This window comes from Nonomuraea sp. NPDC000554 (assembly GCF_040300065.1).
GTDB lineage: Bacteria > Actinomycetota > Actinomycetes > Streptosporangiales > Streptosporangiaceae > Nonomuraea.
In genome coordinates this window covers 435,053-448,271 of sequence record NZ_JBEPDC010000005.1, presented here as the reverse complement: position 1 = coordinate 448,271, position 13,219 = coordinate 435,053, and the positions used below count along the sequence as shown (strand labels likewise).

The following is a 13,219-nucleotide window of genomic DNA, read 5'->3' as shown; positions in this document are numbered from 1 at the left end:
AAGACGCTCGACTGGGATACCCCAGCCGAGCGTCTCACTATGCTGCTCGCAGCCAGTAATTGATCACTGTGTTGCGACGACCCCTCGAATCCGCGCGGACGGGAAGGGGCTTCGTGTTGCGGGCACGAACCTATGGCCATTCGATGCGAACAAGGTAGACCTCGCGCTGCCGATCCAGAACCACGTAGGTGGCGAGACCACGTTCTCCAAACGGGTGCGTAAGCATGTTCGCCCTGGGGTTCTTGGAGTCGTACGGGTCTCCACTCCAAGGAGCGGTCTCCAGCAGCGCGAACAGATCCGCGAGCGGATGCAGTGCGTGATCGGGTAGCGCGGCGATCTGTTCCTCGGCTACGGGATCGACGATGAGCTTGAACACCTAGACATCGATCCCACGAGCAGCAAGGATCTCCCGCCACGGCCTCCCCTGAGGAACGGGTTCGCCGGCCAGGGCCTGCTGGGCGCGGACGTGCATCTGACGGCGTCCTTCGGGATCCTTTGCGGTGTCACACGCGGAGATCCACCAGCGGTGCACGAAAGCGTTCAGCGCTCCAAGATCCAGGCTCACCCTGACCTCGTCGAGCACAGCCTTGAGCCCGGCATCGAAAGCCTCGCGATCTGCCGGGACGACCAGTGCGGCACGGATGGCCCGCAGGTTCTTCTCAGGCAGAGGCGAGCCGACGGAGACGAGGTCCTGCGGTTGTGCGGTCATGCCCGCTCCCTTCCTTGTCCTCTAGAGACTACAGAGGAAGGGGGACGTGCTTCACGCACACACGAGAGCTGGGCCTGCCACAGTGTTCTCGCTATCGCGGGGTCAGAACACAGAACTCATGGCCATCGGGATCGGCCATGACCACCCAGCTGACCTCGCCCTGACCGATGTCGACGCGCGTTGCCCCGAGAGAGATGAGACGGTCGACCTCCGCTTGCTGATCACCGTCGGCGGGTGGAGCGAGGTCGAAATGCAGCCGGTTCTTCCCGGTCTTCGGCATCAGTGGCGGACCGCCCCAGGTGATCTTCGGACCGCCGTGCGGCGAGCGGATCGCGGTCTCTTGGTCCTGATCCCAGACCAACGGCCAGCCCAGCGCTTTGCTCCAGAAGTACCCGACCTCCTGCGAACCGTCGCACGCAAGCGCTCCGACGAATCCGCAGTCGGCGAGGAAGTTGTTGCCCGGTCCGATGACGCAGAACTCGTTGCCTTCGGGGTCTGCGAGCACCACATGCCCCTCCTCCGGGCGTTGACCGATCTCGATGTGCCGGGCGCCGAGCGCGAGCGACCTCGCCACCGTCTGCTGCTGATCCTCGAGGGACGTGCTCGTCAGATCGAAGTGCATCTGGTTCTGGCCGATTTTCTGCTCCTGAGTTGGAAGAAATCGGATCCGGAACCCGGTGTCATCGCTCGGCAGAAGCACAATGCCGTCTTGGGGGTCGTCGGCCATCTCCCAGCCCAGGACGCCGGCCCAGAAGCGCGCGAGAGGGAGCGGGTCGTGCGCATCGAAGCAGAGCGCGTGGAGGTGACAAGTCATTCCGCTCCGCACCTCCGATCTGTTGATTCAAAACCGCAGACAGGGCGCGTCCTCCGCACCCATAGAGAAAATAACGCCAGGCGCTCGGGGGCCGCCACGCGTTATTGATGACGTGGTACGCCGACAGGTGCTGCAGATCCTCACCCTGATCGGCGACGAGTGGAGCATCCTGCTCCGCGACCGACCACTGCGTTTCGGCGAACTGCACCGCGCAATCAAGGGAATCTCGCAGAGCATGCTCACCCTGCCCCTGCGGCAACTTGAGCACGACGGCCTCCTCACCTGGACCGTGCACCCCATCGCTCCCTCACGCGTCGGCTACGCGCTCACCCCACTGGGTGCGACACTCCTGGACTCCGTCACCGCCCTCGTCGAAGGGGCCACCGCACACCGACAAGAGATCAACAACCACCGACGCCGCTACGACGCGACCCACTCACCAGGAACACGGCCTTGATCTCCACCCGAGCCGTCCACTTCTCGAAGGCCGAACGCGGAACCGCCTGTCCCACCGTCGATCTCGGTTCTCCGCGCCGACACCAGATCAGGCCGGTCATCGTCCATGGAGCTGAGAGCCTGGGCATTGTCTTCGGAACCGGCGACCACATCGGGTGGTAGCTCCCGGAACGACTCAGGCCCCCTATCCTTGATCTAGGAAGGGGGCCTGAGTCGCATGTTTCTCAGCTCTACCGAAGCTCCCGCGATAGGACTCGAACCTATAACCTGCCGGTTAACAGCCGGCTGCTCTGCCGTTGAGCTACGCGGGATCGAACATCTGCGCTGATCGGCGGGCTTTTCCGGCCCCTTCCGTTCGGCGCAGGAATAGATTAGCGCACTCCTGGAGTGCGTGTCGCATCGTCATCGGGGTAGGCCGGGTGACAGCGGAGGTGCAAGATGCGTTATCGGATGACGTTCGCCGTCGGGCTGGCGGTCGGCTACGTGCTGGGCAGCCGGGCGGGTCGCGAACGGTATGAGCAGATCAAGAGGATGGCCCAGCGGGTGGCCGACAGCCCGAGGGTCCAGGAGGCCGCGGGCGTGGTGGGCGCGCAGGTGTCGAAGGCGGCCGGGGCGGCCAGGACCCGGGTCGGCGACACGCTGCAGCAGCGCATCCCCTTCCTCAGCAAGGAGCACGACAGCGGTACGGGCTGGCCCGAAGAGGAAACCCACGAGAAGAAGACCGACAAGACGGGCATCCCCTACTGACACCGGCGGTTCGCGGCGCGGCACGGGCAAATCAGACGCCCATGCCGCGCCGCCCGCTTGTCCAGCCAGCTCCCGGAGTTCCGGGCGGGTCAGACACCCAATGCCCCGCCGTACGCCTGTCCAGCCAGCCCTCGGAGTGCCGGGCGGGTCAGACGCCCATGCTGCGCCGTACGCCCTCCAGGGCCTGTTCGGCCTGGGCGCGGAGGCCGGGGTCCGTGGGGTCGAGGCCGTCGTCGAAGACGAGGGTCCAGCCGACCACCTCCCCACCCGGCGGGCGCCGGGCCACCAGCCGGACACCGCCCCGCCCCGGCAGGCTGACGTGCTTGTTGACCACGATCGTGGCGCTGACGCGCTCCCGCACGGTCTCCGGCAGCAGCCGCGGCTCCGGCACCTGCGCGCGCCGTGTCTCGCCGTCCATGGTGAGGACGTTCAGCCCTTCCTCGTCCCAGAACGCCTTGTCGATCGTCTCGTAGGGCACCCGCTCCCCGTCGCTGAGGTACAGCGCGAGGTTGGTGGCCACCAGGTAACCGTCGCCGGACGCGGCGAACGTCAGCACCCGCTCCCCCGGCGTGGTCGCCAGGGATTTGCGGACGTCAGCGGGCAGACGGCGGAAAACGTTCATGCCTCAACGGTATCGGCGAGCAGGTCGAGGGTGAGCGCGGCGCTCCAGGAGAAGTCGCGGCAGCCGCGCCCGCTGCCGTCGAACGGGTCGAAGCACTCGCGGAAGCCCGCCTGCCGCACCAGGCGGAGGGTGCCGTTGGTGAGCTGCTGGCCGAGCTGCGACAGACCGTGCACGGCGGCGGCCCTGCGCAGCAGCCAGTTGGTGTTCACCCAGGACGGCCCGCGCCAGTAGCGGGTGCGGTCGAACTGGGCGGCGCGGATCTCGCAGCTCGGCACGGGGTACCCGGTCGCGCCCATGAACCTGGCCGACTCCAGCAGCTCGACGGCCTGGCTGACGTGGCCTTCCGGCAGCCCCGGGTCGAGCAGCGGGCCGAACCCGCCGACCGTGCAGACCCGGATGAGCTTGCCGGCCCGCAGATCGCGGGCGTAGAAGCAGCCGCCGTCCCAGAGGCGCTCGAGCAGGGCGCGCCTGATGCGGTCGGCCTGCTCGGCGTGCGGGACGGGGTCGGCTCCGGCGATCGGCGCCAGTTCGGCCATGGCCTGGCAGGCGGCGAGCCAGATGCCGTTGAACATCGGGTCCTCGATGGCGAACGGGTGCTCGTCGCGCAGGTACTCGGGGCGGTATCCGGCGTTGCGGTAGCGCATCGCGAGCCAGACGTAGCGGTCGTGGTCGCTGTCGAGGTGGCGTTCGGACAGCTCGACGTTGCGGTAGCCGTACCGGATCTCGGGGAGCGCGGCGAGCGCCTCGTCCCAGGCCGGGCTGTCGTCCATGCCGGACTCCCAGGGGTGGACGATCGCGGCGAGCCCCGAGCCGCCCAGGTCGCGGGCGGTGGCGAGGTAGGCGTGCTGGGCGGCGAGCGCCGGGAAGACGCGCCTGACGAACTCGGTGTCACCGGTGTGCCGCCAGAGCCACCACAGCGCCACCGCGTGCAGCGGTGGCGCGGTCAGCCCCGAGGTGAGGACGCGCGGCGCGGCCTCGTGATCCTGGGAGCGCCAGACGGACGGCCCCGGAAAGTACGCCTCCGGCGTGTGGAAGACGATGTGCGGCACCATGCCGGTCGCCCACTGCCCGTTGAGCAGGCTGAGCAGCTCTGCGCGGGCCCGGTCGGGCCGGTGCCTGGCCAGGCCGATCACGACGAACGCGGAGTCCCAGCTCCACTGGTGGGGGTAGAGGCCGGGCGCGGGCACGGTGGCGGTCCCCGTCCAGTTCGCCTCGAGCACGGACAGTGCCTCGCGCCCGAGCGCGGCATCGTCGACCGCTGGCCGCGCCTCCATCAGTCCACTATAAGCGCCACCTCGCCTTTGGGAACTATGTCCGGCTTGCCCACTTCGACACGAGCATGACGCCGAACACCACGGCGCCGATGATGAGGCCCCACTTGAGCAAGGTGAAGGCGAAGCCCACGAGCGGGCCGACGAGGATGAGTGCGGCGATGATCGCTGCGATGATCAGAAGAATTCGTCCCATGTCCTCGACACTAGGAGATCCTTTAAGCGAATTGCAGGTGATACAGGGTTGAATCAGGGACAAGTCAGGGTCCCCCCTAGCCGCCGGAACCAAGCTGCGAACCCCGCCGTTGAGCCGGTATAAAACGGGGGCAACGGGGGCCCATTTCACGGGGAGCGTGATGAGTTCGGGACCACCGATGAGCAGGGAAGGCGCCGAACACGCGCTACGCGCACGCGCCGACGAACGCGACCGCATCTCCGGCGACCTGCTCGATCTGGAATCGCACACCACCTACCAGTTACTCAAGGGCGCCGCCTTACGCGGGCCCACCCAGCAGCGATGGGCGGCGGCTCAGACCGCCCTGGCCACGGTCTGGACGCTGTACGACGCCTACCGGACCGTGCTGCGCGACGCCGAGCAGTTCAAGACCGCCCACGGCAGGCTGGACGCCGGCGAGCTGGCGCAGCTGACCGAACTGCTCGCCGGCTCCTCCGTGGTCCTCAGGGCCGCCGCCAAACCGATCGAACAACGCTCCCTCCTCCCCGACGCCGACCAGCGCCTCACCCTGGACGAGACCGTGACCAGGATGGACGCGCACTTCCGCGAGGTCACCGCGGCCCTCACCGAGATCGACGCCGCCTGGACCGCCGCCCTCCCCCGCCTCGACGGAGCCGACGCGGAGCTGCGCCAGGCGCGCGACCTTCAACAGGAGCTCGGCGAGGCCCAGGATCTGTCACAGGCCGAGGACGACCTCAAGCGGCTGCGCGCCGCCGTGCTGGCCGACCCGCTCGGCTCACCCCCGGGTCCCGAGTTGGACCGCGTCGCCCGGCTCCTGGCGTCCGCCCGCGCGGACCTGGAGCGTGCCGTCCAGGTCAAGAACGACTACGCCAGGCGGCGCGAGGAGCTGTCCGCCGCGCTCGACCGCGTGCGGGCCGCCGAGAGCGAGGCCAGGCTGGCGCACGGCGCCGTCGTGGTGAAGATCGCGCTGCCGCCGCAGGCGCAGCCGCGAAGCCGGGCCGAGTCACTCGCCGCCGACCTGGACGCGCTCGACGTCTCCGTCGACGGCTGGGTGACCAGAGCGGGACGGCTGGCGACGCTCGAACAGTCCACGCAGGAGGCCGCCGGGCAGGCGCGGGCCACCGCCAAGGCGCTGTACGGGCTGCTCGGCAGACGTGACGAGCTGCGGGGGCGGCTCGGAGCCGTCGAGGCGATGGCCGCGCGCAAGGGGATGGCGGAGGACCCGGACGCCGTCCGGCTGTACGAGCAGGCGCGGCTGCTGCTCTGGACCGCCCCTTGCGACCTGACGAAGGCGGCCCAGGCCGTCGACCTCTACCAGCGTGCGATCCACGGAGGTAAGCGATGACCCGCTGCGCGCAGCCCGGCTGCACCGGGACGATCGAGGACGGCTACTGCGACCTCTGCGGCCACGCCGCGACCGCCGCCCCGCCGACGCCGCAGGGCGTCCCCACACCGCAGGACCCCGGCGGCGCGCCCGCCACGCACCCCGTGAGCAGGCCGCTGACGGGCCCGATGAGCAGCGGCAGGTCCCGCGCGGGCGTGCTCCGCGACCTGGCCGACCTGCCGTCGGTGCCGTACCGCGATCCGGCCAGCGCGGTGCTGGCCAACCCGGAGGTCTCCGAGGAGAAGCGGTTCTGCGCGAACCCGGCGTGCGGCCAGCCGGTGGGCCGCTCCAGGCAGGGGCGGCCCGGCCTGCCCGACGGCTTCTGCCCGCACTGCCGCACCCAGTTCTCCTTCACCCCGAAACTCGCCAAGGAAGACCTGGTGGCCGGGCAGTACAAGGTGCTCGGCTGCCTGGCGCACGGCGGGCTCGGCTGGATCTACCTGGCCTCCGACGAGAACCTGGACGGCCGCTGGGTGGTGCTGAAGGGCCTGCTCAACACGGCCGACCCGGAGGCGCTGGCGGCGGCGGAGGCCGAGCGGAGATTCCTCACCACGGTCGACCACGCCAACATCGTCAAGATCTTCAACTTCCAGCAGTCCGCCGGGCTCGGCTACATCGTCATGGAGTACGTCGGCGGCCAGTCGCTGCACGAGCTGCGCCGGCAGGGCCCGCTGCCGTTGCGGGACACGCTGATCTACGGGCGGGAGATCCTGCGCGCGTTCGGCTACCTGCACGAGCAGGGGCTGGTCTACTGCGACCTGAAACCGGCCAACGTGATCAGGGTCGGCAAGCAGCTCAAGCTCATCGACCTGGGCGCGGTGCAGCGGATCGGCTCCCCGCCGGGCACGTCCTGGGCCACGGTCGGCTACCACGCGCCCGAGCTCGACACCCGGCCCTCGTCCGTCGCCTCGGACCTGTTCACCGTCGCCAGGACGCTGGCCGTGCTGGCCATCCCGTCGTTCAGCCCGGCCAAGGGCGGCGTGGCCGCCCCGCTGCCGCAGGACTGCGGGAACGAGTCGTTCGCCAGGTTGCTGCGCCGGGCCACCGCGCTCAACCCGGCCGACAGGTTCCAGAGCGCGCTGGAGATGGAGGAGCAGCTCGTCGGCGTGCTGCGCGAGGTCAGCGCGATCGCCGACGGCGTGCCCTACCCGGCGCCGTCGCCCCAGTTCGGGCCCGAGCGGCTGGCGGCCGGCGCGTCCCTGTCGGACGACCGCAGCCGGGTGTTCGACCCGCTGAACCCGCAGGCGGCGGTCACCGCGCTGCCCGTGCCGCTGGCCGACCCGGAGGACCCGGCGGCGGGGGCGCTGGCCGGCCTGGTCGGGCGCAGGCCGCAGCAGCTCGTCACGGAGGTCGCGGCGATGCCGCAGACCCCCGAGACCCGGCTGACCCTGGCCAGGCTGCTCGCCGAGCAGGGCTCGCCCGACGCGGCCGCCGCCCTCGACGAGGCCGACGCGGCGCTGCCCGGCGACTGGCGGGTCACCTGGTACCGCGGGGTGTACGCGCTGGCCTGCGGGGACGTGGACACGGCGGTGCCGCTGTTCGACGCGTCCTTCTCGCTGCTGCCCGGCGAGTGCGCGCCCAAGCTGGCCCTGGCCTTCGCCCTGGAGTGCGCCGGCCAGGACGCGACCAGCTGGTACGAGAGCGTGTGGCGCACCGACCACTCCTACGTCAGCGCCGCGTTCGGCCTGGCCAGGGCGGGCCGATTGGGGGTGCTGGACGAGGTGCCGACCTCGTCCAGCCACCGGTTGGCCGCCCAGCAGGCGATGGTGGCCGCCGTCGCCAGGCAGTCGCAGCTGCAGACGCTCACGCACGGCGAGCTGACAGCCTCCGCCGACCGGCTCGCGGACCTGACCGACCTCGACGCGCGCCGCCGCGAGCACCTGACCGCCGAGCTGCTGGAGACCGCCCTGAGCTGGCTGGAGGAGCACGGCAGCGCGCCCCCGGACCTCGATCTGGCCGGAACCGAGTTCACCGAGCGGGGCGTGCGCAAGCGGCTCGAGACGCTCTTCCGCAGGCTCGCCGTCGCCGCCGACACCCGGCAGGAGCGCCACGCCCTCGTCGACCAGGCCAACGCCGTCCGCCCCAGGACGTGGCTGTGAACTGCCCCGTCTGCCAGGCGCCCGTCCTGTTCGGAGACTTCTTCTGCGAGGCGTGCGGGCACTCGCTCAGCTCCCCCACCTGCGCGTCCTGCGGAGCGGCGGCCGTGGACGCCGAGGGCTACTGCGAGCGCTGCGGCCTGCGCCAGCCCACCGGCAGGGACCACCACGAGCTCGAACTGGACGGCGGCGCGGCCGGAGTGACCGACAGGGGCCTGCGCCGCGTCCGCAACGAGGACGCGATGGCGTTGCTGTCCACCGCGGCGGGCACGGTGGCCGTGGTCTGCGACGGCGTCGGCAGCTCGCCGCGCGCCGACGAGGCCGCGGCCGCGGCGACGGAGACCGCGTGCTCCGCCCTGGTGCGCGGCGCCACCTCGGAGGAGGCGTTCGAGCTGGCCCGTCAGGCGGTCGCCAAGCTGGCCACCGCCGTCGACGACTCCCCCGCCTGCACGTACGTCTCGGCCGTGGTCGAGCGGGGGCGGATCACGCTCGGCTGGGCCGGCGACAGCCGCGCCTACTGGCTGCCCGACGGCGTGCTCCTCACCGAGGACGACGCCGCCCCGACCGGCGAGATCACGTCCTGGCTCGGCGCCGACGCGGGCGACGTCAGGCCGCGGGTCCGCGTCATCACCCCGCCGGCGCCCGGCCACCTGCTCGTGTGCAGCGACGGCCTCTGGCGCTACCTGGACGGCTACACCTTCCCCCGGTCCGGGACCCCCCTCGACATGGCCCGCGAGATGCTGCGCCACGCGCTCGACTCGGGCGGCCACGACAACGTGACCATCGTCCTGATCCCTCTTGGAGGCACACATGGGTGACCAGCCCACCTTCACCTTGCGCATCGACCAGAACAAGTACCTGCCGCTCGACGGCCGCGAGGTGCACGCCATCCTCACGATCACGTCCACCGGGACGGTCACCGGGGCCGCCGCGCCCAGCTCGCAGGCCGCCGAGGTGATCATCATCGACACGTCCGGCTCGATGAGCGGTTCCAAGATCCGCGACGCGAGGCAGGCCGCCGCCACCGCCGTCCAGACGCTGCGCGACGGCGTGAACTTCGCGGTCATCGCCGGGACCGAGACCGCCAAGGTCATCTACCCGCGCGGCGACCAGCTCATCCAGGCCACGCCCGCCACCCGCGCGGAGGCCCAGCAGGCCATCAAGCGGCTCAGCGCCGGAGGCGGCACCGCGATCGGCCGGTGGCTGCAGCTCGCGAGCCGCCTGCTGTCGGCGCACCCCGAGGCGATCAGGCACGCCATCCTGATGACCGACGGGCAGAACGGCGAGCGGGAACACGTGTTCGCGTCCGCGCTGGCCTCCTGCGAGGGCTCCTTCGTCTGCGACAGCCTCGGCGTCGGCGACGACTGGGTCCCCGCCGAGCTGCGCAAGGTCGCCGAGGCGCTGCTCGGCACCTTCGACTTCGTCAGGAACCAGGGCGACCTGGCCGAGTACTTCCGCCAGCTCACCCAGACGTCGATGAGCAAGACCGTGGCGGAGCTGGCCATGCGCGTGTGGGTGCCGCAGACCGCCACGCTCAAGTTCGTCAAGCAGGTCTCGCCCACGCTGCTCGACCTCACCGGCAAGCGCACCGACGTCAACCCGCTGACCGGCGACTACCCGACCGGCTCGTGGGGGGCGGAGGACCGCGAATACCACCTGTGCGTGGAGGTGCCGCCGGGCCAGGTCGGCCAGGAGATCCGGGCGGGCTGGGTCAAGCTGCTGCGTCCCGACACCCAGGAGGTGTTCGCCAGCGGCAACGTGCTCGTCCAGTGGACCGACGACCTGGCCCAGTCCACCCAGATCAACAGGAAGGTCGCCCACTACACCGGGCAGGCCGAGCTGCACGAGCTGATCCAGGACGGCCTGAGCGCCAGGGCGGCCGGCGACGTCCACGTCGCCACCGCCCGCCTGGCCAAGGCCAGGGAGCTGGCCGTCGAGTCCGGACGCTCCGACACGGCCAGGCTGCTCGACAAGGTCGTCGAGGTGGACCCCGGCAGCGGCACGGCCCGGCTGCGCAGCAACGTCGACAAGGCCGACGAGATCGAGCTCGACACCGGCTCGGTCCGTACCAGCAGGCTCCGCAAGAGCGAGGAGGACAGCTGATGGCGACCTGCCCTCAGGGCCACACGTCGGGCGACGACGAGTACTGCGACACCTGCGGCGCCCAGATGGCGGGCGCCCCGGCCGCCTCCGCCGCTCCGGCCGAGGCCACACCGGCGGTGGAGAGCTGCCCCATCTGCCAGACACCGCGCGCCGGGCAGTTCTGCGAGGTGTGCGGCCACGACTACACCGGCGCCAGCGGGCCCGTCATCGCGTCCGTGGCGGGCGCCCGGTGGGAGGCGGTCACCGCCGCCGACCGGGCCTACTACGACGAGGTGATCGCCGAAGGCGGTCCCGACGCGAGCGCGGTGGCGTTCCCGCCGTACTGCCCGCAGCGGTCCTTCGCGCTCACCGGCGACCAGGTGCGCATCGGGCGGCGCAGCCGGGCGCGCGGCGTCCAGCCGGAGATCGACCTGACCGGGCCGCCCGAGGATCCCGGGGTGTCGCACCTGCACGCCGTCCTGCTCGCGCAGCAGGACGGTTCGTGGGCGCTGGTCGACCCGGGCTCCGCCAACGGGACGCGGGTCAACGGCAAGACCCTCGCCGTCAACGTGCCGGTGCCCGTCGGCGCCGGCGACCGCGTCCACCTGGGCGCGTGGACGGTCATCACGATCCGCGAGGGCACCCCGTGACCGCCGTCGCGACCCGCCCCGCGCACGCGCCGGTCACCGGGTCGACACAGCGGAACGTGCCCGGCCGCATCCGGGTCGTCTCGGGCGTCACGGTCGCCGCGCTGGCCCTGTTCTTCGCCGCGCTCGCGGTGGGCAGCGGCACCGCCCGCGACGGCCTGCAGGTGATCGGCCGTGACGCCGGCCCGCAGGTCGTCGCCACCACCGGGCTCTACCTGGGCCTGAGCGACATGGACGCGCAGGTCGCCGACGCGCTGCTGATGGGCAGGGACTACGGCCAGCAGCGCCAGGCCGCCATCGCCCAGTACGAACGGCGCCGCTCGGAGGCCAACCAGGCGCTGATGAAGGCGTTCGAGCTGGCCGGCGACGACCCGGCGGACCGCCAGACCGTCCAGTCGGTACTCGACGGCCTCGGCCGCTACGAGCGGCTGGCCGGGCAGGCGCTGCTGCTCGACACCCAGGCCAACCACCCGGCCGGGCCGCCGCCGCAGAAGGTGGTGGACGTCTACCGGCAGGCCACCGACCTGATGCGGCTGGTGCTGCTGCCACAGGCCTACAACCTGACCCTGGAGAGCGGCACCATCGTGCGCCGCACCTACGACGAGAAGCAGACCATGGTGCCCGCCCTGAGAGCGGCGGTCACAGTGGCGGGCCTGCTGGCGCTCGCCTGCCTGATCTGGCTGCAGTTCTACCTGGCCCGCCGCTTCCGCCGGGTCTTCTCGCTCGCCCTGCTGGCGGCGACCGTGATCACGGCGGTGGCGCTGATCGCCGGCGTCAAGGTGCTCAACCAGGACGAGAGCGACCTGCGCACGGCCAAGCGCAGCGGCTTCGACTCGGTGCTGACGCTGGCCAAGGCCCGCGCGATCAGCAACAGCATGCAGGGCGACCAGAGCCGCTACCTGCTCGACACCGGCCACGCCGACACCTACGAGCACACCTTCCTCGACAAGTCACAGAGGGTGATCTACCTGGAGGCGGGCAACCTGGAGACCTACCACACCAAGGTCGCGCAGGGCTCGAAGGACTACCTGGGCCTGCTCGGCACCGAACTGTCAGGCCCCGACGGCAGGCGCGCCCTGGACGCCTTCACCCGCTTCCAGGACGCCGACACCACCTTCCGCGGCCTGGCGGCGCGGGGCAAGCCCACCGAGGCGGTGGCGGCCAGGCTGGGGGCCGTCCGCGGCGCCTTCGACGGCTACGACAAGGCGCTGATGGCGCTGGAGGACCAGCACGAGGCCGTGTTCGACAAGGCCATCACCTCGGGCGGGTCGGCACTGGACAACCTGTGGCGCCTGCTCCCGTTCGCGATCGCCGGCATCGGTCTCCTGGTCATCGCGGGAGTTTGGCCACGACTCAGGGAGTACAGATGAGGCGCCTCCTGCCGGTGACGCTCCTGGCCGCCGTGCTGCTGGCGGCGGCCTGCGGGACCTCGAGCCCGGTCACGATCATGGACAAGGACACGATCGTCATCGGGGTCCGTCCGGACCTGCCGTCCGTGGGGTTCCGCAACGCCAAGGGGGACTTCGAGGGGTTCGACGTCGACGTGGCCAAGTACATCGCCAAGAAACTGGACAAGGGCGTCCAGTTCCGCCAGGTGCTGGCCGCGGACCGGGAGAAGGTCCTGGTGAACGGGCAGGCCGACATGGTGCTGGCCACGTACACGATCAGCGAGGACCGCAAGGCGAAGGTGCTCTTCGCGGGGCCGTACCACATCTCCTACCAGGACATCCTGGTCAGGCCCGACGAGGGCGGCGTCCACAACGTGCGGGACCTCAAGGGGCGCAGGATCTGCGAGGTCCAGGGGTCGAACGCGGCGCAGCGGGTCGTGGAGGAGCGCAAGGTGGCCGCCCAGGTGGTGCCGGTACGCGACTACGCGGCCTGCCTGGCGGCGCTCAAGTCCAAAGTGGTGGACGCCATCACCACGAACGACGTGATCCTCGCGGGGCTCGCCAAGCGCGACGGCTCCGGGCTGCGCTTGGTGAACGCCCAGTTCAACGAGCAGCGGACGGGCGTCGGCCTGCGCAAGGGCGACGTCGAGGGCTGTGAGGCGGTCAACCGCGCCATCACCGACATGTACCAGGACGGAACGGCCGGCAAGCTCCTGCACCACTGGTTCGGCACCTCGGGGCTCGACCTGAGCACCATCGCGGTCCCCCAGTTCGAGGGCTGTTCCTGACAGCGTCTCCGCGGGGGAA

At 70.8% G+C, this 13,219-nt stretch carries 15 protein-coding genes and 1 tRNA gene; 9 read left to right on the top strand and 7 right to left on the bottom strand.

Going from position 1 to position 13,219, the window contains the following annotated elements:
- Positions 1-130 precede the first annotated feature (130 nt).
- From ABT294_RS13360 to ABT294_RS13350, 3 genes are all read right to left on the bottom strand, one after another.
- Positions 131-376, bottom strand: a complete 246-nt coding sequence (locus ABT294_RS13360) for a hypothetical protein (RefSeq protein ID WP_350805690.1) — start codon at positions 374-376, stop codon at positions 131-133.
- Positions 377-709, bottom strand: a complete 333-nt coding sequence (locus ABT294_RS13355; RefSeq protein WP_350805689.1) for a DUF6247 family protein — start codon at positions 707-709, stop codon at positions 377-379.
- A gap of 91 nt (positions 710-800) precedes the next feature.
- A complete protein-coding gene (locus ABT294_RS13350; RefSeq protein ID WP_350805688.1) occupies positions 801-1,523 on the bottom strand; it encodes a VOC family protein in 723 nt (240 codons plus the stop codon).
- A 112-nt stretch (positions 1,524-1,635) separates the two neighbouring features.
- On the opposite strand from ABT294_RS13350, the gene ABT294_RS13345 reads away from it, so the two are divergent.
- Positions 1,636-1,980: a winged helix-turn-helix transcriptional regulator gene (locus ABT294_RS13345; RefSeq protein WP_350805686.1), complete on the top strand. Its 345-nt coding sequence runs from the start codon at positions 1,636-1,638 to the stop codon at positions 1,978-1,980.
- 238 nt (positions 1,981-2,218) lie between these two features.
- On the opposite strand, the gene ABT294_RS13340 is transcribed toward ABT294_RS13345, so the two are convergent.
- Positions 2,219-2,290, bottom strand: a tRNA-Asn gene (locus tag ABT294_RS13340).
- Between the two features lie 127 nt (positions 2,291-2,417).
- Between ABT294_RS13340 and ABT294_RS13335 the strand changes: the two genes are divergently transcribed.
- Entirely contained in the window at positions 2,418-2,726 is a 309-nt protein-coding gene (locus tag ABT294_RS13335) for a YtxH domain-containing protein (RefSeq protein ID WP_350805685.1), read from the top strand.
- Between the two features lie 148 nt (positions 2,727-2,874).
- Here the strand turns inward: ABT294_RS13335 and ABT294_RS13330 are convergent, their stop codons facing one another.
- From ABT294_RS13330 to ABT294_RS13320, 3 genes are read right to left on the bottom strand one after another with little or no spacing between them, the layout of a single operon-like run.
- A complete protein-coding gene (locus ABT294_RS13330; RefSeq protein ID WP_350805683.1) occupies positions 2,875-3,348 on the bottom strand; it encodes a hypothetical protein in 474 nt (157 codons plus the stop codon).
- A complete protein-coding gene (locus tag ABT294_RS13325; RefSeq protein ID WP_350805682.1) occupies positions 3,345-4,622 on the bottom strand; it encodes an amylo-alpha-1,6-glucosidase in 1,278 nt (425 codons plus the stop codon). Before ABT294_RS13325 ends, ABT294_RS13330 begins: the two co-directional genes overlap by 4 nt.
- A gap of 34 nt (positions 4,623-4,656) precedes the next feature.
- Positions 4,657-4,815 (bottom strand): hypothetical protein, encoded by a 159-nt coding sequence (locus ABT294_RS13320; protein ID WP_350805681.1) that lies wholly within the window; start codon positions 4,813-4,815, stop codon positions 4,657-4,659.
- Positions 4,816-4,993: 178 nt separating this feature from the next.
- Here ABT294_RS13320 and ABT294_RS13315 point away from each other — a divergent pair, with 178 nt between their 5' ends.
- The 7 genes from ABT294_RS13315 to ABT294_RS13285 are packed head-to-tail and all read left to right on the top strand — an operon-like array spanning position 4,994 to position 13,200.
- Positions 4,994-6,160 carry a coiled-coil domain-containing protein gene (locus ABT294_RS13315; protein WP_350805679.1) on the top strand — a complete coding sequence of 389 codons (1,167 nt, stop codon included), beginning with the start codon at positions 4,994-4,996 and terminating at the stop codon, positions 6,158-6,160.
- On the top strand, positions 6,157-8,298 hold the full coding sequence (locus tag ABT294_RS13310) for a tetratricopeptide repeat protein (protein WP_350805678.1): 2,142 nt from the start codon (positions 6,157-6,159) through the stop codon (positions 8,296-8,298). The genes ABT294_RS13315 and ABT294_RS13310 overlap by 4 nt, the downstream gene beginning before the upstream one ends.
- Positions 8,295-9,113, top strand: a complete 819-nt coding sequence (locus ABT294_RS13305) for a PP2C family protein-serine/threonine phosphatase (protein ID WP_350805676.1) — start codon at positions 8,295-8,297, stop codon at positions 9,111-9,113. The genes ABT294_RS13310 and ABT294_RS13305 overlap by 4 nt, the downstream gene beginning before the upstream one ends.
- A complete protein-coding gene (locus ABT294_RS13300; RefSeq protein WP_350805675.1) occupies positions 9,106-10,398 on the top strand; it encodes a vWA domain-containing protein in 1,293 nt (430 codons plus the stop codon). The genes ABT294_RS13305 and ABT294_RS13300 overlap by 8 nt, the downstream gene beginning before the upstream one ends.
- Entirely contained in the window at positions 10,398-11,027 is a 630-nt protein-coding gene (locus tag ABT294_RS13295; protein ID WP_350805673.1) for an FHA domain-containing protein, read from the top strand. The genes ABT294_RS13300 and ABT294_RS13295 overlap by 1 nt, the downstream gene beginning before the upstream one ends.
- Positions 11,024-12,394, top strand: a complete 1,371-nt coding sequence (locus ABT294_RS13290; protein WP_350805672.1) for a GlnX family signal transduction membrane protein — start codon at positions 11,024-11,026, stop codon at positions 12,392-12,394. The genes ABT294_RS13295 and ABT294_RS13290 overlap by 4 nt, the downstream gene beginning before the upstream one ends.
- Positions 12,391-13,200 carry a glutamate ABC transporter substrate-binding protein gene (locus ABT294_RS13285; protein WP_350805671.1) on the top strand — a complete coding sequence of 270 codons (810 nt, stop codon included), beginning with the start codon at positions 12,391-12,393 and terminating at the stop codon, positions 13,198-13,200. Before ABT294_RS13290 ends, ABT294_RS13285 begins: the two co-directional genes overlap by 4 nt.
- Positions 13,201-13,219: the final 19 nt, after the last annotated feature.

What these genes read in the sequence shown, in the direction of transcription:
- ABT294_RS13355 (WP_350805689.1), bottom strand. Translation starts at nt 709, where the DNA reads ATGACCGCACAACCGCAGGACCTCGTCTCCGTCGGCTCGCCTCTGCCT.
- ABT294_RS13350 (WP_350805688.1), bottom strand. Translation starts at nt 1,523, where the DNA reads ATGACTTGTCACCTCCACGCGCTCTGCTTCGATGCGCACGACCCGCTC.
- ABT294_RS13335 (WP_350805685.1), top strand. Translation starts at nt 2,418, where the DNA reads ATGCGTTATCGGATGACGTTCGCCGTCGGGCTGGCGGTCGGCTACGTG.
- ABT294_RS13330 (WP_350805683.1), bottom strand. Translation starts at nt 3,348, where the DNA reads ATGAACGTTTTCCGCCGTCTGCCCGCTGACGTCCGCAAATCCCTGGCG.
- ABT294_RS13325 (WP_350805682.1), bottom strand. Translation starts at nt 4,622, where the DNA reads ATGGAGGCGCGGCCAGCGGTCGACGATGCCGCGCTCGGGCGCGAGGCA.
- ABT294_RS13320 (WP_350805681.1), bottom strand. Translation starts at nt 4,815, where the DNA reads ATGGGACGAATTCTTCTGATCATCGCAGCGATCATCGCCGCACTCATC.
- ABT294_RS13315 (WP_350805679.1), top strand. Translation starts at nt 4,994, where the DNA reads ATGAGCAGGGAAGGCGCCGAACACGCGCTACGCGCACGCGCCGACGAA.
- ABT294_RS13310 (WP_350805678.1), top strand. Translation starts at nt 6,157, where the DNA reads ATGACCCGCTGCGCGCAGCCCGGCTGCACCGGGACGATCGAGGACGGC.
- ABT294_RS13300 (WP_350805675.1), top strand. Translation starts at nt 9,106, where the DNA reads ATGGGTGACCAGCCCACCTTCACCTTGCGCATCGACCAGAACAAGTAC.
- ABT294_RS13295 (WP_350805673.1), top strand. Translation starts at nt 10,398, where the DNA reads ATGGCGACCTGCCCTCAGGGCCACACGTCGGGCGACGACGAGTACTGC.
- ABT294_RS13285 (WP_350805671.1), top strand. Translation starts at nt 12,391, where the DNA reads ATGAGGCGCCTCCTGCCGGTGACGCTCCTGGCCGCCGTGCTGCTGGCG.